Origin of the sequence: Labedaea rhizosphaerae, assembly GCF_004362825.1 — a bacterium.
In the GTDB taxonomy this organism is placed as follows: Bacteria; Actinomycetota; Actinomycetes; order Mycobacteriales; family Pseudonocardiaceae; genus Labedaea; species Labedaea rhizosphaerae.
This window is the reverse complement of sequence record NZ_SNXZ01000004.1, coordinates 356,169-376,165: the sequence shown is the minus strand read 5'-3', so window position 1 is coordinate 376,165 and position 19,997 is coordinate 356,169. Positions and strand designations below refer to the sequence as shown.

Annotated in this window: 20 protein-coding genes; 9 read left to right on the top strand and 11 right to left on the bottom strand. The window is 70.7% G+C overall.

What is annotated here, in order from left to right; translation table 11 throughout:
• Positions 1 to 7 precede the first annotated feature (7 nt).
• The 3 genes from EV186_RS24650 to EV186_RS24640 are packed head-to-tail and all read right to left on the bottom strand — an operon-like array spanning position 8 to position 3,026.
• A complete protein-coding gene (locus tag EV186_RS24650; protein WP_133851762.1) occupies positions 8 to 1,606 on the bottom strand; it encodes a glycoside hydrolase family 13 protein in 1,599 nt (532 codons plus the stop codon).
• Positions 1,607 to 1,649: 43 nt separating this feature from the next.
• Entirely contained in the window at positions 1,650 to 2,051 is a 402-nt protein-coding gene (locus tag EV186_RS24645) for a globin (RefSeq protein WP_133851761.1), read from the bottom strand.
• Between the two features lie 3 nt (positions 2,052 to 2,054).
• Positions 2,055 to 3,026, bottom strand: coding sequence for a mechanosensitive ion channel family protein (locus tag EV186_RS24640; RefSeq protein WP_133852154.1), 972 nt, complete (start codon positions 3,024 to 3,026; stop codon positions 2,055 to 2,057).
• Positions 3,027 to 3,329: 303 nt separating this feature from the next.
• Between EV186_RS24640 and EV186_RS24635 the strand changes: the two genes are divergently transcribed.
• From EV186_RS24635 to EV186_RS24625, 3 genes are all read left to right on the top strand, one after another.
• Entirely contained in the window at positions 3,330 to 3,884 is a 555-nt protein-coding gene (locus EV186_RS24635) for an HNH endonuclease (RefSeq protein ID WP_341815381.1), read from the top strand.
• Positions 3,885 to 4,439: 555 nt separating this feature from the next.
• A complete protein-coding gene (gene ctaJ / locus EV186_RS24630) occupies positions 4,440 to 4,688 on the top strand; it encodes an aa3-type cytochrome oxidase subunit CtaJ (protein WP_133851760.1) in 249 nt (82 codons plus the stop codon).
• The gene (locus EV186_RS24625; RefSeq protein WP_279538321.1) at positions 4,675 to 5,157 is read left to right on the top strand and encodes a DUF5130 family protein; all 483 of its coding nucleotides are present in this window, start codon (positions 4,675 to 4,677) and stop codon (positions 5,155 to 5,157) included. The genes ctaJ and EV186_RS24625 overlap by 14 nt, the downstream gene beginning before the upstream one ends.
• Before the next feature lie 638 nt (positions 5,158 to 5,795).
• Here EV186_RS24625 and pepN read toward each other — a convergent pair.
• Entirely contained in the window at positions 5,796 to 8,360 is a 2,565-nt protein-coding gene (gene pepN / locus EV186_RS24620) for an aminopeptidase N (RefSeq protein WP_133851758.1), read from the bottom strand.
• 179 nt (positions 8,361 to 8,539) lie between these two features.
• On the opposite strand from pepN, the gene EV186_RS24615 reads away from it, so the two are divergent.
• Genes EV186_RS24615 through EV186_RS24605 form a run of 3 tightly spaced genes read left to right on the top strand, consistent with a single transcriptional unit; the run spans position 8,540 to position 11,433 of the window.
• Positions 8,540 to 9,160: a DsbA family oxidoreductase gene (locus EV186_RS24615; RefSeq protein ID WP_133851757.1), complete on the top strand. Its 621-nt coding sequence runs from the start codon at positions 8,540 to 8,542 to the stop codon at positions 9,158 to 9,160.
• Between the two features lie 42 nt (positions 9,161 to 9,202).
• On the top strand, positions 9,203 to 10,630 hold the full coding sequence (locus EV186_RS24610; RefSeq protein WP_133851756.1) for an aldehyde dehydrogenase family protein: 1,428 nt from the start codon (positions 9,203 to 9,205) through the stop codon (positions 10,628 to 10,630).
• Complete coding sequence (locus tag EV186_RS24605; RefSeq protein WP_133851755.1) at positions 10,627 to 11,433, top strand: MBL fold metallo-hydrolase; 807 nt, start codon at positions 10,627 to 10,629, stop codon at positions 11,431 to 11,433. The genes EV186_RS24610 and EV186_RS24605 overlap by 4 nt, the downstream gene beginning before the upstream one ends.
• Here the strand turns inward: EV186_RS24605 and EV186_RS24600 are convergent.
• Genes EV186_RS24600 through EV186_RS24590 form a run of 3 tightly spaced genes read right to left on the bottom strand, consistent with a single transcriptional unit; the run spans position 11,402 to position 13,508 of the window.
• Positions 11,402 to 12,109 carry an MBL fold metallo-hydrolase gene (locus EV186_RS24600; protein WP_133851754.1) on the bottom strand — a complete coding sequence of 236 codons (708 nt, stop codon included), beginning with the start codon at positions 12,107 to 12,109 and terminating at the stop codon, positions 11,402 to 11,404. The two genes, EV186_RS24605 and EV186_RS24600, sit on opposite strands and share 32 nt — an antisense overlap.
• The gene (locus EV186_RS24595; RefSeq protein WP_243754247.1) at positions 12,106 to 12,765 is read right to left on the bottom strand and encodes a DUF429 domain-containing protein; all 660 of its coding nucleotides are present in this window, start codon (positions 12,763 to 12,765) and stop codon (positions 12,106 to 12,108) included. Before EV186_RS24595 ends, EV186_RS24600 begins: the two co-directional genes overlap by 4 nt.
• On the bottom strand, positions 12,762 to 13,508 hold the full coding sequence (locus EV186_RS24590) for a 2-phosphosulfolactate phosphatase (protein WP_243754246.1): 747 nt from the start codon (positions 13,506 to 13,508) through the stop codon (positions 12,762 to 12,764). The genes EV186_RS24595 and EV186_RS24590 overlap by 4 nt, the downstream gene beginning before the upstream one ends.
• Before the next feature lie 43 nt (positions 13,509 to 13,551).
• Between EV186_RS24590 and EV186_RS24585 the strand changes: the two genes are divergently transcribed.
• Positions 13,552 to 14,361 carry an Fpg/Nei family DNA glycosylase gene (locus EV186_RS24585; protein WP_133851752.1) on the top strand — a complete coding sequence of 270 codons (810 nt, stop codon included), beginning with the start codon at positions 13,552 to 13,554 and terminating at the stop codon, positions 14,359 to 14,361.
• A gap of 74 nt (positions 14,362 to 14,435) precedes the next feature.
• Here EV186_RS24585 and EV186_RS24580 read toward each other — a convergent pair whose 3' ends face one another.
• Positions 14,436 to 15,629: an FAD-dependent monooxygenase gene (locus tag EV186_RS24580; protein WP_133851751.1), complete on the bottom strand. Its 1,194-nt coding sequence runs from the start codon at positions 15,627 to 15,629 to the stop codon at positions 14,436 to 14,438.
• Between the two features lie 93 nt (positions 15,630 to 15,722).
• On the opposite strand from EV186_RS24580, the gene EV186_RS24575 reads away from it, so the two are divergent.
• Entirely contained in the window at positions 15,723 to 16,460 is a 738-nt protein-coding gene (locus EV186_RS24575; protein WP_208115776.1) for a TetR/AcrR family transcriptional regulator, read from the top strand.
• Here EV186_RS24575 and EV186_RS24570 read toward each other — a convergent pair.
• Together EV186_RS24570 and EV186_RS24565 are read right to left on the bottom strand one after the other, a co-directional pair.
• On the bottom strand, positions 16,457 to 17,281 hold the full coding sequence (locus EV186_RS24570) for a hypothetical protein (protein WP_133851750.1): 825 nt from the start codon (positions 17,279 to 17,281) through the stop codon (positions 16,457 to 16,459). The genes EV186_RS24575 and EV186_RS24570 overlap by 4 nt on opposite strands.
• An 87-nt stretch (positions 17,282 to 17,368) precedes the next feature.
• The gene (locus tag EV186_RS24565) at positions 17,369 to 18,583 is read right to left on the bottom strand and encodes a GNAT family N-acetyltransferase (protein ID WP_133851749.1); all 1,215 of its coding nucleotides are present in this window, start codon (positions 18,581 to 18,583) and stop codon (positions 17,369 to 17,371) included.
• Positions 18,584 to 18,723: 140 nt separating this feature from the next.
• Here EV186_RS24565 and EV186_RS24560 point away from each other — a divergent pair, with 140 nt between their 5' ends.
• Positions 18,724 to 19,242 carry a GNAT family N-acetyltransferase gene (locus EV186_RS24560; protein WP_133851748.1) on the top strand — a complete coding sequence of 173 codons (519 nt, stop codon included), beginning with the start codon at positions 18,724 to 18,726 and terminating at the stop codon, positions 19,240 to 19,242.
• Here EV186_RS24560 and EV186_RS24555 read toward each other — a convergent pair.
• Positions 19,188 to 19,985: a class I SAM-dependent methyltransferase gene (locus tag EV186_RS24555; protein ID WP_166659306.1), complete on the bottom strand. Its 798-nt coding sequence runs from the start codon at positions 19,983 to 19,985 to the stop codon at positions 19,188 to 19,190. The two genes, EV186_RS24560 and EV186_RS24555, sit on opposite strands and share 55 nt — an antisense overlap.
• Positions 19,986 to 19,997: the final 12 nt, after the last annotated feature.

Sequence of the window (19,997 nt, the reverse complement as noted above, 5' to 3'; positions counted from 1 at the left end):
ACCTGCTTCAGACCAGCCAGACGCTCGTGTCCGGGGGCAGCTTCGTCCCGTCCAGCGGCCCACTGGCGATCAGCACGTCCCCGGGCGGCAACGGCACCGCGGCGGCCGAGGTGTTCAGCGCGCAGATGAGACCGCCACCCTTGCGCCGGAAGGCGAAACACCCCGGCGGGGCGCCGTACCACTCCAGCTCGTCACCGGCGAACGCCCCGCTGGTGCGGCGCACCTCCAGCGCCTGCCGGTACAGCGAGAGCATCGAGCCCTCGTCCTCGAGCTGCGCCTCGACGGTCAGCGACTCCCAGTCGTCAGGCATGGGCAGCCACGGCTGGGCGCCGTTCTCCGAGAAGCCGAACGGGGGCTGGTTGCCCTCCCACGGCATCGGCACGCGCGCGCCGTCGCGACCGCGCTCGGCATGGCCCGAACGCTCCCAGATCGGGTCCTGCAGGGCCCAGTCCGGCAGCTCCAGGTTGGGCAGCCCGAGCTCTTCGCCGTTGTAGAGGTAGACGACGCCGGGCAGCGCCAGCTCGACCAAGGCCATGGCCCGGGCCCGCACCGTGCCGAGCGGCCCGCCGCCGTAGCGGGTGGGGTGGCGCATCACGTCGTGATTCGACAACGTCCACGTCGGCTGGGCGCCGACCTTGGCCACCGCACCCAGCGAGTGCTCGATGGCGCCGCGCACGGAATCGGCGTCGAAGCGGGCGTCGACCAGGCGGAAGTTGAAGCCCAGGTGCAGCTCGTCCGACCGGAGGTAGTCGGCGAAGCGGTCGTCGTCGCCGACCCAGATCTCGCCGATGGCCATGGTTCCGGGGTACTGGTCGAGCACCCCGCGGATCAGGCGGTGGACCTCGTGCACGCCGTCGTCGTCGAACCGCGGGTCGTGGATGTCCATCGCGAACGCGGTCAGACCGTCCACGTTGAGCAGGCGCGGGTCCATGTCCGGCAGGTCCTCGGGCTTGGCCATGCCGTGGGCCACGTCGATGCGGAACCCGTCCACCCCGCGCTCCAGCCAGAACCGCAGCGTGTGCTCCAGGTCGGCCTGCACCTGCGGGTTGCGCCAGTTCAGGTCCGGCTGCTCCGGCGCGAAGATGTGCAGGTACCACTGGCCGTCCGGCACTTGTTGCCACGCGGGCCCGCCGAAGACGCTCGTCCAGTTGTTCGGCGGCAGCTCGCCGTGCACGCCCCGGCCGTCGCGGAAGACGTACCGGTCGCGCTCGACGCTGCCCGGCGGGGCGGCCAACGCCTCCTGGAACCACAGGTGCTGGTCGCTCGTGTGGTTCGGCACCAGGTCCACGGTGATCTTCATGCCGTGGTCGTGCACCTCGGCGACCAGCGCGTCGAACGCGTCGAGGTCGCCGAAGAGCGGGTCCACGTCCCGCGGGTCGGCCACGTCGTAGCCGTGGTCGGCCATGGGGGAGCGGTAGAACGGGGTCAGCCAGATGGCGTCGACCCCGAGCAGTTCCAGGTAGCCCAGCCGCGACCGGATGCCCTCGAGGTCACCGACGCCGTCACCGTTGGAATCGGCGAACGAGCGCACGTAGACCTGGTAGAAGACCGCGTCGTGCCACCACGGCGTGTCGGCGTCCTGCTCCTCGCCGGAACTGTGCACGATCGATCATCCTGCCATTCGTGGTCGGCCGGTCAGGTCGAAATGGTCACACGAAGCTGTTGAGCATGCTGTTAGCCGCCATCTCCAGGTACTCCCAGAGCTGCGTTCGGTACGGCTCGGCGATGCCGGCCTCGTCCACGGCGATCCGCATGCACCGCAGCCACGCGTCGCGTTGCAGCGGGCCGATCACGAAGGGCGCGTGCCGCATCCGCAGCCGCGGGTGGCCGCGCTGTTCGGAGTAGGTGTGCGGACCGCCCCAGTACTGCATCAGGAACAGCCGCAGGCGGTCCTCGGCGGGACCGAGGTCCTCCTCCGGGTACAGCGCCCGCAGCATCTCGTCCTTCGCGACCTCTTCGTAGAACCGCCCGACGATCCGGCGGAAGGTCTCCTCGCCGCCGACCGCGTCGTAGAACGTCTCCGGTGTGCCCACCGGTCCATCCTCACCCATGGCTCAGCCCGGCCTTCCGGTGGAGTCGGTCTGCCGGTACAGCGCGCTGAGCGGCGGCTGCACCCCGGCCTGTTCCATGGCCGTCATCAGCCGCGCCCGCAGCGCGCGCTGCACCGCGTACTGCCTGCCTGGACGCACCTTCACGGTCATCCGCAGCGTGATGCTGTCCGGGGTGACCTTCTCGACCCCGAGCACCTCGGGATCGGCGAGGACGTCCTCGGACAGCGGTTCCTTGCTGGTGGCGTCCGTGGCCGTCGTGCGCAGCACGTCGGTGGCCTTCTCCACGTCGGCGCCGTAGCCGATCGGCAGGTCGATCACCGCGACCGCGTAACCCTGGGTGGAGTTGCCGACCCGCAGGATCTCGCCGTTGCGCACGTACCAGACGGTCCCGTTCAGGTCGCGCAACGTGGTCACGCGCAGCCCGACCGCCTCGATCGTGCCGCTGGCCTCCCCGACGTCGACGACGTCACCGACGCCGTACTGGTCCTCCAGCATCATGAAGACGCCGGACAGGAAGTCCTTGACCAGGTTCTGCGCGCCGAACGCCAGCGCGACGCCGACCACGCCGGCCGACGCGAGGATCGGCCCGAGGTTGATGCCCAGCTCGGCCAGGATGTAGAGGAACGCGAGCCCGAACACCAGGAACGACAGGATCGACTTCAGCACCGAGCCGACCGTGCGGGCGCGTTGGGCCCGCCGTTCCGGCAGCAGCGGGGCGACCACCTTCGGCGCCCGGGACTTCAGCGGTCGCAGGAATCGCGGGGTCTGACCGTTGGTCAGCTTGTCGATCACCCGCCGGCCCAGCGCTCGCACGACGAACGCGACCAGCAGGATCAGGATGATCTTCAGCGGTTTCGCCACCAGCCAGTCGGCGGAGCCGGCCAGCCATTCGTTGTGGGTGACCTTGTACACCTGGCTGCACCAGGTGCCGGTCTCCTTCACGCACTCAGGCGGATCGCGGAAGATCAAATCCAGCGCTTCGGACAACGGACCGCACAACTCCTTCCGGTTCGGTGCTCGGGGTTCGCTCGCGTCATCGTGCCAGCCGCCTCGATCGCGCAGCCTTCACCGGGTGTTCTCCCGTGTGACGCGTGACACCTGGAGAACATGCGTGCGCTCCGGGTGTGATCTGTGGTCGACTATGCCTGCACCGGTGGAGGTGGTCGAGTGCCCGACCGACAACCTGATCCGAACGGCGCCCCGACTGGGCTTGCGCCACGGGCGACGCTGTGCCCGGAACCGGCGACCCTGTGCCCGGACCCGGACCCACCGGTGCTCGTGGCTACCACGATCGGCTCCGCCGAAACCCGGCCGACGACCTGGGGAAAGCGCCGGGTCCTGCTGCTCAACGCCACCTTCGAACCGCTGACCGCGTTGCCGTTGCGCCGCGCCGTCGTGCTCGTGGTGTGCGGCAAGGCCGTGGTCGTGCACGGCGACGCGAGCGGGATGGTCGTGCACTCGGCGACGTCCAGCGTGCTCGCCCCGTCGGTGATCAGGCTCAGCAACTACGTGCGGGTGCCCTACCGCGGCCGGGTGCCGCTGACCAGGGCCGGGTTGATGCACCGCGACCGCTACCGGTGCGCGTACTGCGGGGGCCGGGCCGAGACGATCGACCACGTGGTGCCGCGCAGCCGCGGCGGCCCGCACACGTGGACCAACTGCGTCGCGTGCTGCGCGAAGTGCAACCACCGCAAGGCCGACCGGCTGCTCTCGGAGCTCGGCTGGCGCCTGCACGTGGTGCCGACCGCGCCGCGCGGCCCGCACTGGCGGCTGCTCGCCGGCGTCAACGACGCCGACCCGCTGTGGCTGCCCTACCTGGGCGAGGCTGCTTAGGTCCATCGAACACGCGAAACGGCGGCGCCGGGCAGGCGCCGCCGTTCGGCAGTTCTCGGGGATCAGCTCGTGACGCGGGTGCCCATCGTCACCCTGGTGCCGCGCGTCACCCGCGTGCCCATCGTCACTCGGGTGCCGCGGGTCACCCTGGTGCCCGCGGTGACCCTGGTTCCACGCGTGACGCGGGTGCCGCGTGTCACGCGGGTCCCGCGGTTGGTCGGTCGCACACTCTCGCCCGATCGGGTGATGGGCCTCGGCTGGGACGTGGAACCGTTCGTGTACATAACGTGGTCTCCCAGGGTCCGGGGGGGGCGGCTAGGCGGGACGAACCAGACTCCGCAAGGTCCGTACAGGTGAACGTAGAAGCAACCCAGGCCGTGGACAAGACGCTGAGTGGTCACGAACCCCCTTGTTCGTGACATTGACGCCGTTCACGACAAGCCGATGGGCCTTTCGGCCTACACCGATCGCAGGCACGCGGGCCACACGTGGTGCCAACCACCCGAGGTGGACTCGACGTTCGCGCCGGTGGGCGATCGGATACCGTACTGAGCCGTGAACCTGTTGCAGACCATCCTGGTGCTCGCGGTGATCCCGCTGGGGATCTACGCCTTCGTGGCGCTGCTCACGTTGCGCGGCAAGGCAGGCAAGCCGGCGCGCTACCGCCCCGGTCAGGAATGGGACTACGAGCCGGTGTGGTGGACCGCCAACCCGGCCGGCGTCGGTGCCGGGCACGCCCGCAGGCACACGCAGTCGGAACCCGCGGCGCGGGGTGGCAAGGGAGGTGCCAGTGGGAGCTGGTGAGCTGGTTCGCGTAGACCCGGAGGGCGACCTGCCGCGCGGCACGGTGGCGGTGCACGACCGCCTGTCCGTGGCCGTGGAGAAGAAGGTCGTCACGCCCAAGCTGCCGTTCACCACGGTCCAGCTGACCCGCCTCGACGAGGCGCTGACCCTGGCCTCCCGGTTCACCGGCCTCGGGTTCAGCGTCTACCTCGGTGACCTCGGCGCCGACACCCGCGCCCAGGCCGAGGCGCTGCACGACGGCCTCGACGACGAGACCGCGCCGCAGGCCGTGCTCATCGCCGTGTCGCCGGGCCAGCGCAAGATCGAGATCGTGACCGGGGCCCAGGCCGCGCGCCGGATCTCCGCGCGCATCTGCAACCTGTCGATCAACACCATGCGCTCGTCCTTCCAGGAGGGCGACCTCATCGGTGGCCTGGTCAACGGTGTGCGCATCCTGTGCGACCAGGCAGGACCTGCCGAGCGCCACTGATCACCCTCTAAGACACGAGAAGCCGCCCGGAGCCAAGCTCCGGGCGGCTTCCTCGTTCGTAGCGTGTCCCACGTTGGGAACGGGCGTGTCCCACACTCAGCGCGGGTGTGTCCCCCGTTCCGACCGGGTGTGTCCCACGTTGGCGCGGGGTGTGTCCCACGTTGGGGTTGCTTGTGGGTGGGCTCGTCTGCGGGGTGGGTTCGGTTTGACACGGGGAGCGTTCCACGCTGGGGTTGCTTGGGGTGGGCTCGTCTGCGGGGTGGGTTCGGTTTGACACGGGGACCCCCACGACGGCCCTCGCGGGCGCTGAAACGGGCAGAGGGTGAGGCGCCCGCACCGCGCGAGTTTAGGGCCGTCGTGCCCCGTGTAAAACCGAACCCACAGCCGCATGGCTGCGGCCTGGCCTCGGGGTTGGTTGTTCCAGCGGGTGTGTCCCACGTTGGCGCGGGGTGTGTCCCACGTTCAGGGCAGGCGTGTCCCACACTCGAGTGGGGACACGCCTGCCGGAGCGGGGGACACGCCCTGCCCGAGTGGGGGACACACCCGACGCGGGTGTGGAACACACCCCACGCGAGTGTGGGACACACCCTGCCGGAGCGGGGGACACACCCGGCGTGAGTGTGGGACACGCCCGTTGGTCAGGAGCCGTCGAATTCGCGGGCGGCCAGGGCGCGGACGATCCCGGCCCGGCCTTCGGACACCAGCCGCAGCAACGCGGGCGGGCGCTCCTCGGCCAGCCACGCGTCCGCCGCGGCCACGGTCTCGGGCTCGATCGCCCAGGACGGGAACAGGTACTGCACGACCGGCTGGGCCCGCTCGCTGGAGCGCCGCTGCCAGACCCCGGCCACGTCGGCGAAGTAGTTCGCCACGTACCCGCGGATCAGCTCCTTCTGGCTCGGGTGCGAGAACCCGCCGATGATCGCCTCGTTGACGGCGTTGGGCAGCTCGTCGTCGTGCACTGCCCGCCGCCACGCCTCAGCTTTGGCCTCGGCGGTCGGCCGCAACGCCATCGCGTGCTCGGCCTGCCGGTGCCCGGCGGCGGTGTGGTCGCGCCGGCGCTCGGCCTCGATCTCGTCCTCGCCTGCCGCGCCGTGGGCGACCAGCGCCATGAGCAGCCGCCACCGCAGGTCGGTGTCGACCACGAGCCCCTCCAGCGGCTTCGAGCCGTCGAACCAGCCGCGGATGGTGTCCACCTGCTCCGCGCTCAGCGACGAGCCCGCCAGCGCGTTCACGTAGGCCAGCTGGTGGTCCGAGCCGGGTTCGGCCTGCGTGGCCAGGTCGGTCATGGTGGTGGTGAACAACCGCCACCCGCGCTCGGTCCACGACGGGTCCGCGTACGACGAGATGGCCGTCTGCGCCTGCAGCAGCACCCGCTGCACGACGCCGATCTCGGTTTCCGCGCCGATGCCGCTGCACACCAGGGTCACGAAGTCGCGTGCCTTGAGCTCGGCCTCGCGGGTCATCTCCCACGCGGCCGACCAGCACAGCGTGCGGGGCAGCGACTCGCTGATGTCGCCGATGCGGTCCATCAACGTGGTCAGTGAACCCACGTCCAGGCGCAGCGCGCAGTAGGTGAGGTCGTCCTCGTTGACCAGCACGAGCTTCCCGGCCGGCACGCCGATCAGGTCGCTGACCGCGGTCTGCTCGCCGGACACGTCCAGCTCGACGCGGTGCTTGCGCACGAGCTTGCCGGTCGCCGGGTCGTCGTCGTAGACGCCGACGGCGACGCGGTGGGTGCGCAGTTCGCCCGCGCCCGGGCGGGCGCCGGTCTGCAGGATGGTGAACGACGAGAACTTGCCGTCGGCGTCGACCTCGAAGCGCGGGCGCAAGGTGTTGAGCCCCGTGGTCTCCAGCCACTGCGCGCTCCACCACGACAGGTCGCGGCCGGACGCCTCCTCCAGCGCGGAGAGCAGGTCGGCGAGGGTGGCGTTGCCCCACGCGTGCTTGGCGAAGTAGACCCGCAGGCCGGACATGAAGTTGGCCTGGCCGACGTAGGCCACCAGTTGCTTGAGGACGCTCGCGCCCTTGGCGTAGGTGATGCCGTCGAAGTTGACCTCGACCGCCTGCAGGTCGGCGATGTCGGCCGCGATCGGGTGCGTCGAGGGGAGCTGGTCCTGCCGGTAGGCCCAGGACTTCTCCACGTTCGCGAACGAAGTCCACGCCGAGTCGTACTCGGTGGCGGTCGCCTGGCAGAGCACGCTCGCGAAGGTGGCGAACGACTCGTTGAGCCACAGGTCGTCCCACCAGCGCATGGTGACCAGGTCGCCGAACCACATGTGCGCCATCTCGTGCAGCACGGTCTCGCAGCGCCGCTCGTAGGCGTAGCGGGTGACCCGGCTGCGGAAGACGTAGTCCTCCAGGAACGTCACGCAGCCCGCGTTCTCCATGGCACCCGCGTTGAACTCGGGCACGAAGCACTGGTCGTACTTGCCGAACGGGTACGGCACGCCGAAGTTGTCGTGGTAGAAGCCGAAACCCTGCTTGGTCTCGGTGAACAGGCGCTCGGCGTCCATGTGCTCGGCCAGCGACGCGCGGCAGTAGATGCCGAGCGGGATGCTCGTGTGCTCGTCGGCGTACTCGTCGCGCCACTCCGCGTAGGGGCCGGCGACCAGCGCGACCAGGTAGGTCGACATCCGCTCGCTGACCGCGAAGACGTGCCGCACAGCGCCGTGCTCGACGGTCTCGCTGGACTCGATGACGGCGTTGGAGATGACCTTCCAGTCCGCGGGCGCGGTCACCGCGATCCGGAACACGGCCTTGAGGTCGGGCTGGTCGAAGCAGGCGAACATGCGCTTGGCGTCGGCCGTCTCGAACTGGCTGTAGAGGTAGACGCTCTTGTCCACCGGGTCGACGAAGCGGTGCAGGCCCTCGCCGGTGTTCATGTACCGGCACTTGGCGCTGACCGTGACCTCGTTGGCCTCGGCGAGCGCGGGCAGGGCGATGCCGTCTTCCTCGCGGTAGGCCGACACGTCGAGCTCGGTGCCGTTGAGGGTGGCCGAGGTCACCGAGTCGGCGACGATGTCGAGCCAGCTGGCGGCACCCGGCGTGCGCGACGAGAACTTCACGGTGCTCGTCGAGGCGAAGGTGTCCGACCCCGGCTGGCCGATGCCGTCGGTGAGGTCGAGCTCCACGGTGTAGGAGTCGACCTCGAGCAGTGCGGCGCGCGCTTGCGCGTCGTCACGGGTCAGGTTGGGCGGGGCCACGGATCACCTCGGACGGGACGGAGCGGACTGTCCACCGCATCCAATCACGGGGAGCGCCGCGTGTGCGCCTCCGTACGTGGGAAGAACGGTGCGCGAGTGGGTGTTGCAGCGATCAAGGGGCACCGTCGCCGTGCCCGAAACCGCCCAAAGCTGGCCAAGAGCAGGAAAGAGTGCGCGCAATGACCGCTGTCGCCGAGCCCACCAAGGTCGACTTCTACTTCGACCCGATGTGCCCGTTCGCCTGGATCACCTCGCGGTGGATCCTCGAGGTCGAGCGGCAACGCGACATCGACCTGCGGTTCCGGGTGATGAGCCTGTCGGTGCTCAACGAGGGCCGTGACGAGCTGCCCGAGCAGTACCGGGAGATGCTCGACCGCGGCTGGGGCCCGGTGCGGGTCGCGATCGCCGCGGCGCAGAAGCACGGTGAGGAGGTCCTGCGCGACCTCTACACCGCGATGGGCACCCGGATCCACAACCAGGACAACAAGGACTACGACGTCGTCATCAAGGAGGCGCTGGCCGAGGTCGGCCTGCCCGCCGAGCTGGCCGAGGCCGCGCACAGCACCGAGTACGACGAGGCGCTGCGCAAGAGCCACCACGAGGGCATGGACCCGGTCGGCATGGACGTGGGCACGCCCACAATCCACGTCAACGGCGTCGCGTTCTTCGGTCCGGTGCTCACCAGCATCCCGCGGGGCGAGGATGCGCTGAAGCTGTTCGACGGCACGGTCGCGGTCGCCAGCTTCCCGAACTTCTTCGAGATCAAGCGCACAAGGACTGGCGAGCTCAACTTCGAGTGAGAAGCTAGAGCCCGAAAGCATTCACGCGAGCTGGAGGGTTCCATGGCGGCACCTGCGCTGACCGAGACCGGGCACGTCATCGACGGTGACCTCATCACCGGCGAAGGCGACCGGATCGACGTGGTCAACCCGGCGACCGACGAGGTGATCGGGTCGGTGCCGGCGGGCAGTCCCGCCGACGTGGACGCCGCCGTGGGTGCGGCCACGCGGGCGTTCGGCAGCTGGTCGACCACCAGCGTGGAACTGCGCGCGGAGATCGTGGGCCGGATCGCGGCCGGGCTCGTCGCACACCGCGACGAGCTGGCCGCGACCATCACCGCGGAGATGGGCTCGCCGCTCTCCTTCGCGACCAAGGTCCAGGCGAGCCTGCCCGCCGCGACCAGCAAGGGCATCGCCGACCTGCTCGCGGGCGGCTACTCGTTCAGCGAGGAGATCGGCAACTCGCTGGTGCTGCGCGAGCCGGTGGGCGTGGTCGGTGCGATCACGCCGTGGAACTACCCGCTGCACCAGATCGTGGCCAAGATCGCCCCGGCCATCGCGGCGGGCAACACCGTGGTGCTCAAGCCGAGCGAGGTCGCGCCGCTGAACGCGAACCTGTTCCTGCGCATCCTCGCCGAGGCCGGCGTGCCGAACGGCGTGGTGAACCTGGTGCACGGCACCGGTCCCGTCGTGGGCGAGGCGATCGCCGCGCACCCCGGCATCGACATGGTGTCGTTCACCGGGTCGACCGCCGCGGGCAAGAAGGTCAGCGTCGCCGCGGCGGCGACGGTGAAGAAGGTGGCGCTCGAGCTGGGCGGCAAGTCCGCCAACGTGATCCTCGAGGACGCCGACCTCGGCAAGGCGGTGAAGATCGGCCTGGCCAACGCGTTCATCAACGGCGGCCAGACCTGCACGGCGTGGACTCGGATGCTGGTGCCCGCGTCCCGCCACGACGAAGCGGCCGAGCTGGCCGCCGCGGCGGCCACCAAGTACACCGTCGGCGACCCGACCGCCGAGACCACCCGGATCGGCCCGATGTCGTCGGCGGCGCAACGGGAACGCGTGCTCGGCTACATCGCGACGGGGCTGCGTGAGGGCGCCCGCGCGGTGTTCGGCGGCGACCCGAGCGGACTGCCGGACGTGGGTGCCTACGTGCCGCCCACGGTGTTCGCCGACGTGACCCCGGAGATGACCATCGCGCAGGAGGAGATCTTCGGCCCGGTGCTCTCGATCCTCCCGTACCGCGACGAGGACGAGGCGGTGGCGATCGCCAACTCGACCATCTACGGCCTCGCCGGTGCGGTGTTCTCGGGCGACCAGGACCGGGCGCTCGCGGTCGCCAAGCGTTTGCGCACCGGCCAGGTCGACGTCAACGGTGGTGCGTTCAACCCGGTCGCGCCCTTCGGCGGGTACCGGCAGTCGGGCAACGGGCGCGAGCTCGGCCGCTACGGTCTCGAGGAGTTCACCGAGACCAAGTCGATCCAGCGATGAACCTCGACGTGAAGTGGCACGCGGGCAGCCCGTCCCCGCGTGCCGACACGGCGCCGCCGATCCAGGTGCACGCCTACGCCGATGACACGTGGATCCTGCGGCAGAACAAGGCGATCCACTACGAGGCGCCGTTCATGTTCCTGCTGGCCGGGGAATCGCGGTGCCTGTTGCTGGACACCGGCGCCACCGCGTCAGCTGAGTACTTTCCCTTGCGTGCCACGGTGGATTCGCTGATCGGCGATCGCCCACTGGTCGTCGCCCACACCCACGGGCACGGCGACCACGTGGCCGCCGACGCGCAGTTCGCCGACCGTCCGGACACCGTCGTGGTGGGCCGTGGCCGGGACGAGGTGGCGTCGTTCTTCGGACTTGACTGGCCGGCTTCGGGAATCTTCGACCTCGGTGACCGGGTGCTGGACCTGATCCCGGGTCCCGGGCACCACGAGGCGGCCGTCGTGTTCTACGACCGGCGCACCGAGTTGCTGTTCACCGGCGACACGATCCTGCCCGGACGCCTGATCATCGACGTCTGGGACGACTACGTGGCGACGATCGACCGGGTGCTGGCGTTCTGCGAGACGCACCCGGTCAGCCACGTGCTGGGGTGCCACGTCGAGATGAGCCGCGAACGCGGCGACATGTACCCGATCGGCTCGGCCTACCAGCCGGACGAACGACCGCTGCAGATGGCGGTCGACGACATCAGGGCGATCCGTGCGGCGCTGGACGTGGTCGACGGAGCGCACGGCGTGCACGTGGTGGACGATGTGATCATCTTCCACTTGAGCGTGCACGTGCACTGAGCTCGTCGCGCTGGGCCCGGACGAAGTCGGCGTCCACAGGGTTTCCGTGCCCCGGCACGAAAACCTGCGCGCCGGTGGCCAGTACAGCGTCCAATGTGGACGGCCACTCGCCGAGGTGGGCGTCCGGGCCGACCGAGGGCGGCGCGCCCTGCTCGACCAGGTCGCCGGTGAACACCACGCCGGCGTCCGGGACGTGCACGACGACGTCGTGGTCGGTGTGCCCGCGACCGGGGTGCAGCAGCTCGACCGTGCGGTCGCCGAGCTCCAGCTCCACCCGATCCGGCAGCACCTCGGTCGGCGCCACGATCCGCACCGCGGCGATCCGGTCGGCCAGCGCCGTCCTGCCCTCCGCGCGATAACGGGCGGCCCACTCGTCGCGCTCGGCGGTCGAGGCCATCGCCTTGGCGCACAACGGGTGCGCGAGCACCGGGCAGGGCTGGAAGGCCATGAATGCCCTTGTGCCGTAGTGGTGGTCCCAGTGCCCGTGCGTGATCACGACCGTCCACGGCAGTGGTGTCAGCTCGCGGATGGCGGCCGCGTGCTCCGCGCCGTGCACCTCGTCGGTCCCGGTATCGATCACCAGGCACCGCCGCGACCCGATGACGATGCCCAGCGTCTGGTCCAGCTCGGCGTACCGGCGGGCGAGGACACCCTCGGCCAACTCGATCCACGTCATCGCACGATCCTCATCGCCAGGCCACGGGCATCCTGTTCGCCACCGAACACCAACGCCGCCCGCGCCGCCCAGCGCCGTGCGGTCCAGGCGACCGCGAGCGCGTCGAGCGCGTCGTCGAACCGGGCCGCGGCGGGCAGGTCGGCGAAGGCCGCGCCCGCGTCCAGCCACGTGTCGAGCAACGCCAGCCGCTGCCCGATCCCGCGGCCGGTCTTCTTGGTCGAGTCCACGGCGCCGATCGTGCGGAACGAGCACTCCGGGTGCGCCTCGACGACCCGCTCCTGCAACCGCGGGGACAGCACGCCGTCCCAGTCGCGGATCCGGTCGAGGATGTGCCAGAGCTGCTTGCTCACCGCCTTGCCGTGCGTGCGCCGCGCGAGCTCGCACGCCTCGGGATACGTCCGGGCGACCAGCACCGGGCGCGGGGGAGCGAGGAACACCGACGACCGCGCGGGCCCGAGGAACTCCCGCGCAGCCAGCTCGCACGCCCGCCAACCGGTCTCCGGCAAGCCCATCGGGATGTCCACGGCGACCGCGTCGCAGTCGGCCGTCAGGGAAACGACCTCCGCCGCGGATGCCGCGAACGCCCACCGGACGTCGGTGCCGGAGACCAGCGCCACCAGCCAGCCGCCCGGCATCCCGTCGACGCCGGCGATCACCCGAGGACGCCGTCGGTCAGTTTGGGCGTCGCCGCGCTCACGTCGTGCATGGCGGCGAGGTCCACGTCGGCGCGGTGACCCGACGCCCTCAGCTCCTGGCCGGAGGCGCAGCCGTGCAACAACCCGGCGAGCCGACCGCGCGAGGCCGCGAACGCCGCCGCCGCGAGTTCGGCCTCCGGTGATCGCGAACCGGGCAGCGCCTCGACGATCGCGCCCGCGCCGAGCATGTCCTCCACGCACGGCCGCAGGGCGGTTCCGTCGCCGTGTTCGTGGCGGATGTCGATGCCCCAGCGCTCGCCGGCCGCGATCACGCCGACCGGTCGTGACCCGGCCAGGGCCACCGCCAGCGCGGCCACCGCGGACGCGTTGCGCAGACAGCCCACCAACACCGTCGTGTCCGGGAAGGTCGACGCGTGCGCGCAGAGCGTCGCGCCGTTGGGGGAGGGCAGGCCGAGCAACGTCCCGGCGGGCAGCTCGACCAGCGACGCCGGACGCAGCGTCCAGCCGTTGGTGCCCGCGAGCACCGCGCCCGCCGCGTCGGCCTGCTGGGCGGCGCGCTCGTCACGCCAGCGCAGTGGCAGCACCCGGGCGCCGTTGCCGACCGCGATCGTGGTGGCGGTGCTGAACGACAGCACGTCCACGATCACCAGCACGGCGCACGCCGGGGCCAGCGCCGTGACCCCGTGCTCACCCCAGTCCAACCGGACGTCGAACCCATCCTGCTGAAACACGGCGTCGACCACCCGCCCCACCTTGCCACGGCGACCGGCTGGCAGACTCGCCCGCATGCCTGAGGGCCACACGCTGCACCGGCTCGCGCGCTCGCACCAGCGCAAGTTCGCCGGGCACCCGGTCACGGTGTCGAGCCCGCAGGGCCGGTTCGCCGCCGAAGCGTCCGCAGTGGACGGCCGGGTGCTGGTGAAGGCGCACGCGCACGGCAAGCACCTGTTCCACGTCTACGCGCCGGACGCGATCGTGCACGTGCACCTCGGCCTGATCGGCACGTTCACCGAGCAGTTGCTGCCCGAGTCGGTGCCGGTCGGTCAGGTGCGAATGCGCATGATCGGCGCGACGCACGTCACCGACCTGCGCGGGCCGAACATCTGCGAGCTGATCACCGAGGACCGGATGGACGCCATCCGCGCGCGCCTGGGCCCCGACCCGTTGCGCCGCGACGCCAAGCCCGAGCGGGCGTGGGCGCGGATCCACAAGTCGAAGCTGCCGATCGCGCGGCTGCTGATGGAACAGGACGTGATCGCCGGCGTCGGCAACGTCTACCGGGCGGAACTGTTGTTCCGCCACCGGATCCCGCCGATGTTGCCGGGCAACCAGCTCGACCGTGCCGTGTGGACGGACATGTGGACCGACCTGGTGGCGTTGATGCGCGACGGCGTGCGCAAGGGCCGCATCGACACCGTCGCGCCCGAGCACACGCCGAAGGCCATGGGCCGTGCGCCGCGGGTCGACCGGCATGGTGGCGAGGTGTACGTCTACCGGCGCGCCGGGATGCCGTGTTTCCTTTGCGGCACACCGGTTGCGATGGCCGACCTGGCCGGGCGCAACCTCTACTGGTGCCCGGTCGATCAAGCGGGATAGGGCTCGTGGTTACGCCCTGAATGGCCCATTCAGGGCCTGCAGTGTCTTCAATGGGACATTCACGGCGGGGCCGATCAGGCGGGGTAGTCGGGCAGCTTCACGTTGGTGGCCAGGGCGTTGCTCGCCTTGATCATCAGGGTGCGCATGATCTTGCGGCGCATCGTCCAGTTGCGCGCGTTCAGCCGGAAGTTGGTCGAGGGCGCCATGAACTCGCCCGGGTTGCTGCCGCGCTGCCACTTGTCGGTGTAGCCGCGCAGCAACTTCTCGTACGCGGCGAACGCGACCTTGTGGTCGCCGCCGGAGAGCACCAGTTCGCCCGCGAGGATGTGTGCGCCGACGACGCTCGTGCCGACGCCCATGCCGCCCAGCGTCACGCCGTAGGCCGCGTCGCCGATCAGCACGACCCGCCCCTTCGACCAGTGCGGCAGGTAGACCCGGCTGATCGAGTCGAAGTAGAGCTCGTCGGCGTCGGCCAGGGCACCCAGCAGCTTGTCGGTGTGCCAGCCGGCCCCCGACATGCCCTCGGTGACGAGCTTCTTGTGCTCGTCGACGTCGTGCCAGTCGTACTCCAGGCGTGGTGAGGCGAAGATGACCAGGGCGATCCGCCGGTCCGGCCGGCGCTGGTCGGCCATGACGTTGGTCATCCGGCCCGGCTCGTTGTAGATCACCTGGGTCTTGTCCACGCCGAGCCCGGGCTCGTTGGGCATGTCCCAGCCGGCGATGTAGTAGTTGAGGTGCTTGACGAACTGGGCCTCGTCGCCCATGGCGAGCCTGCGCACCACCGAATGCAGGCCGTCCGCGCCGACCACGAGGTCGAACTCGCGGCTGCCGTTGAGGGCGAAGTCGACGAGCACGGCGTCGGGGGTCTCGGTCAGCTCGCTGATCGTGTCGCCGAAGACGTACTCGACCGCATCGCGCGTGTGCTCGTAGAAGACGCGGGAAAGGTCGCGGCGCATCACTTCGAGCTCGCCGCCGGCGAACTCGGGCGGCAGCAGGAAGATCTCCTTGTCCTGCTCGTCGACGAACAGCATCGCGCCGGCCCCGGTCTGCACGGCCCTGAGGTCGTCGAGCACGCCCATCTTCTCGAGCACGCCGAAGTGTGTCTCGCCGCGGAAGTCGACCGCGAAACCCGTGGTGCGCAAGGCAGGCGCGACTTCGACGACGGTGACGGCGGCACCGTGGTGCGCCAGCCACCAAGCGGTCGCGGGACCGGCGATCCCGGCGCCGCTGATCAGAACGCGAAGGCCATCGAGCGGACGATCCGCCATGGCGCCCCCCTGGAACTGCTGCCCGGCATTACTGTTTCCGTCAGATACAGTATACCCTAGACGCAGTTAGTCCAGCCGATCAAGGAGGTATTCATGGCGACGCCCACCGATACGGTGGACGGATTCGACGACCAGTCGCACGCCATGCGTCTCCTCTGGGGCAAGCAACCGGACGACGGTCCTCGCCGCGGGCCGAAACCGGCCTTCACCCTCGAGCAGATCACCCGCACGGGCATCGAGATCGCCGACGCGGACGGGATCGCGGCGCTCACCATGCAGCGGGTGGCCGACGAACTCGGCTTCACCAAGATGGCGCTGTACCGGTACGTGCCGGGCAAGGACGAACTCGTCGCGTTGATGACCGACGCGGCGCTCGGCGACCCGCCGCCGCTGACCGGGCACGGCTGGCGGGAACGCCTCGACGAGTGGGGCCGGCTGACCTACGAGCAGTTCCTGATGCACCCGTGGGTGCTGCAGACCACGGTCGGCGCCCGCGTGCTGGGGCCCAACGAGCTGAGCTGGCTGGAGGTCGCCGTCGCCGCGCTGGACGAGACCGGCCTGTCCGGCGAGGACAAGGTCGACATCGTGGTGGCCGTGATCGGCCACGTGCGGGCGATCGCCGAGCAGTGGTCGGCCATGGGCGACCGGTCCGAGGCCGACCTGGGCCGGGCCATGGTCGGCTTCCTGGCCGATCAGCCCGACCGCTTTCCGGCCCTGCTCAAGGCATTCGGGTCGGCGACCCGGATGCCCACCAGCCGCAACCGGCCGATGGAGTTCGGCCTGGCCCGCATCCTCGACGGCGTGGAGTTGCTGATCTCCAGCCGCGCCTAGAAGTCGAACCCGCCCATGTCGCCGCCGAAGTCGCCGCCGTCGCCACCCCAGTCGCCGCCGCCCCAGTCGCCACCGGCATCGCCGCCGTCACCACCGAAGTCGCCCGCGTCCTGGGCGTCGCCGCCATCACCACCATCGCCGCCCGGGTCGCCGTCCTGCATGGCGTCGAGCTGGCCCTGGTCGTAGCCGGACTCCCACGCCTGCGCGTCGGGGATGCCGTACATGCCGGAGAACATCGCGTCGAACAGCAAGAACGAGCCGATGCCCCAGGCGCCGCCGATCAACGCGGGCTTCCACCACGGTTCGCTGTACCAGCCCTGCGGCACCGGCCGGCCCGCGACGCGACCGCCGGGGTAGTAGTACGGCGTGTTCGCGCCGGGGTCGGCGGAGGCCTCGTAGTCGCGGCCCTCCACGCTCACCCTGCGGTCCTCGGTGACCTTGCCCGCGGCGCGCTGCTCCTCGTCCTCGGGCAGGTCCGGGCCGGGGTCGAGCCCCATGGCCAGCCGGGCCGCCCGCACGTAGTAGAGGCCCTCCATGGCGGTCTTGGTGACCAGCCGGCACTGCTCGACCGTGGTGGCCTGCTCCATCTGCGAACCCGCGGCGGTGTAGCGCTCGGACGCGTCGGCCATGGCCTGCTTGGAAGCCTGGTCGGTGCCGGTCAGGTGGATGACCTGGCCGCCGAGGCGCTCGACCCAGCGGCGCGCGTCGGCCTTCGCGTTCTCGAGCTCGTTGCGGCGCGCCGTGGCCCGCGTGCTCGCGTACCAGAGCCCGCCGCCGACCACGAGGGCCAGCAGCACGATCCACAACACGGCCGTGCCCATGACCGCCTCCTACCGCGTCGTCCGCTTTGGTCAGGTCAACGTCAGACAGTAGTGCGGTAGTTCCCCGCGGGCCGAACCAGCGCGCGGTCAGAACACCTCGAGGCAGACCGGCACGGTGCCGGTCTGGAAGGCGCGGGTGAGCGTGTGGACCGCCCCGGGCGTGTGCTCGCGGACCCGGCCCGCCGCGGCGAGCGTGCTGGGCAGCGTGCCGCCGAGCAGGATCGCGCCCAGCTCCTCGGCGGTCAGGGCGAGGTCGGCCGCACTGTCCGTTGTGGACACCTCGGCCACGCCGGCGTCGTCGACGTGGAACCGCCAGCGGCCCTCGTTCCACGGGCAGAACGGATCCGTGACGTCGAGCACCAGGTCGGCCGGCGCGCTGTACCGGCGGGCCCGCAGGCCCCGGTCGAGGTCCACCACCCGCACCCACAGGCTGTCGGTCACGGTCCGGCGCACGACGCGCGGGTCGCGCACCATGTGCAGCAACGGTTCCTGCGTCGCGGACCGCAGCTGGACGGTCGCGACGAGATCCATGTCCAGCACATGGCGGTGCAGCGCGGCGTAGGCGGCCGGGGTGGCGGCCATGAGCTCCGCCACGCGCAGCCGGCTCTTCGGCCCGTCCGGGGTCCAGTCGGTGCTGGTGCGGAAGATCGCGTAGCCGTCCGGGTGCAGCGCGAACCGGTACGCGGTGGCGCCGCGGCGTGCCCCCGGGGCGTCGTAGAGGAAGTAGTTCCACTGCCCGTCGGAGCGGCTCAGCGCGCCGACCCGGTCGAGGACGATCCGGTCGTAGAGCTTGCGCACCAAGGGAAGCGCGGTCTCCCGCGGCTGCTCGACCACCCGGTCGGGGCCGAGGTCGACGCCCGGGCGGAAGGGGGTGCGGGCGGGCAGTTCCAGGGCGCAGTTCTCGGTGGCGATGCCGTAGCCGAAGCGGCCGTAGATCGTCGCTTCGGTCGCCCACAACGCGGCGATGGGCTCGCCGCCGCTCCGGTGCAGAGCGTCGAGCTGGGCGCGCATCAGCGTCGTGAGCACGCCACGGCGCCGGTGGTCCGGCGCGACGGCCACCCACGTGACGGCCGCGAACGGCGTCGGCCCGGTGCCCGGCAGGGTCACCCGGCGGCTGAGGGCGTCGGCGACCCCGACCAGGCGCTCGCCGTCGAAGACGCCGAGCCCGCGCCCTTCCTCGAGCACGTACGACCGGCGCTCGGCGAGCATGCCGACGTCGTCGGTGAGGAAGGCGGTGGCCGCCAGTTCGGCGGCGCCGGGCAGGTCCGAGCCACGCAGCACCCGCAGGCGGAGGTCTGTCACCCACTGGTGATACCGCCTCGCCCCGGCGCGCCGCCAGCCGATTCCCACATGGCTTTTCGTGCATGTGTGGATTCCGGTGTTCCCACGTCGTATGGTGTGCGCGCTGCCAAGTGGTCCCCACCGAGGAAGCTGGGGCGTTCATGCGGGTCGATTCGCTGGTGCTGGTGCGCGACGCGACGGTCGACGACCTCGCCGCGATCGCGGACGTCCACGCAGCGGCTTGGCAGGTCGCGTACCGGGATCTGTTCGAACCGGATTTCCTGGCCGGCCTGCTCAGCCGCACCCGCGGCAAGTGGACCCGCGTCTTCGCGGATCCCGCGTTCGCCGAGCAGAGTCTGCTGGTCGCCGAGCGCGGGACGCGGATCGCGGCGTTCGCGCACCTGGTGCCGACCGCTTCGGATCGCGAGCGGGAGATCAGCGCGTTCTACGCGCACCCGTCGGCGTGGGGCAGCGGGGTCGCGAACGCGTTGATCGACGGCGTCTGGGACGCGTTGAACGGGATCGCCGATCGCGCGTCGTTCTGGACGTTGTCGGGCTTCAACCGGGCTCGCCGGTTCTACCTGCGCTGCGGCTTCGCCGAGACCGGAAGGACCCGCGAGATCGACTACGGCGACGGGCGCCCGGTGCTCGAACTGGAGTACGCCCGTTCGGCGCCCTGAGGTGCGGTCGCGGCCAGGATGTGCACGGTTACCTGTTCGGTCTTCGGGCCGAGGGCGTCCAGTTCGGACCGCAGCGCTTGCTCGAACCCGTTGTGGTTGACCAGTTCCGGGTCGAGCGCGGAGTAGAGCCCGCCGACGATCTCGTCCGTGGTGATCGGGTGCTCGCGGCTGACCGCGCTCGTCGTGATGTCGGTGTAGCCGTGCTCGGCGAGTTTTCGCTGATAGGCGGCGCGGTCCGCTTCGGAGGTACCGCAACCGCCGCCGCCCGCGGTTGGTCCGAGCTGGGCCCGGACGTGGCGCAACAGGACTCGTGACCACTCGGTGTCCTGCTGCCACAAGGGAATCCCGTTGGCGATGATCGCGAGCCGCCCCCGCTGGAGGAGCTCGGCGGCGCCGGTGAGCACGGCATCGACGTCCATCAGGTGCAGAGCCTGGGCGATCGTGACGGCGTCGGGCCGGAAGAGCTTGGCGAGCTTCGGCAGGTCCTGGTCGTCGGCCACCAGCCACGCGGTGTTCGGTGTGCGCGGGGCGTGGCGGAGCATGTCGGGCTCCGGGTCGGCGCCGACGGCGAGCCGGACCCGGTCGCCGAGCGGGACGGTCAGCAGGCCGGTGCCGCAGCCGAGGTCGAGCACGGTGGCGTCCGGACCGATCCGGAGATCATCGACCAGCCGGTCGAGGACCGGCGGCGGGTAGCCGCGGCGGTAGCGGGCGTAGTGGTCGGCGGTGGTGCCGGCGAAGCTCATGCCGTCGAGCCT

Coding starts and splice junctions, on each gene's coding strand:
- EV186_RS24645 (WP_133851761.1), bottom strand. CDS start 2,051: ATGGGTGAGGATGGACCGGTGGGCACACCGGAGACGTTCTACGACGCG.
- EV186_RS24615 (WP_133851757.1), top strand. CDS start 8,540: ATGACCGCTGTCGCCGAGCCCACCAAGGTCGACTTCTACTTCGACCCG.
- EV186_RS24610 (WP_133851756.1), top strand. CDS start 9,203: ATGGCGGCACCTGCGCTGACCGAGACCGGGCACGTCATCGACGGTGAC.
- EV186_RS24605 (WP_133851755.1), top strand. CDS start 10,627: ATGAACCTCGACGTGAAGTGGCACGCGGGCAGCCCGTCCCCGCGTGCC.
- EV186_RS24600 (WP_133851754.1), bottom strand. CDS start 12,109: ATGACGTGGATCGAGTTGGCCGAGGGTGTCCTCGCCCGCCGGTACGCC.
- EV186_RS24585 (WP_133851752.1), top strand. CDS start 13,552: ATGCCTGAGGGCCACACGCTGCACCGGCTCGCGCGCTCGCACCAGCGC.
- EV186_RS24580 (WP_133851751.1), bottom strand. CDS start 15,629: ATGGCGGATCGTCCGCTCGATGGCCTTCGCGTTCTGATCAGCGGCGCC.
- EV186_RS24575 (WP_208115776.1), top strand. CDS start 15,723: ATGGCGACGCCCACCGATACGGTGGACGGATTCGACGACCAGTCGCAC.
- EV186_RS24570 (WP_133851750.1), bottom strand. CDS start 17,281: ATGGGCACGGCCGTGTTGTGGATCGTGCTGCTGGCCCTCGTGGTCGGC.
- EV186_RS24560 (WP_133851748.1), top strand. CDS start 18,724: ATGCGGGTCGATTCGCTGGTGCTGGTGCGCGACGCGACGGTCGACGAC.
- EV186_RS24555 (WP_166659306.1), bottom strand. CDS start 19,985: ATGAGCTTCGCCGGCACCACCGCCGACCACTACGCCCGCTACCGCCGC.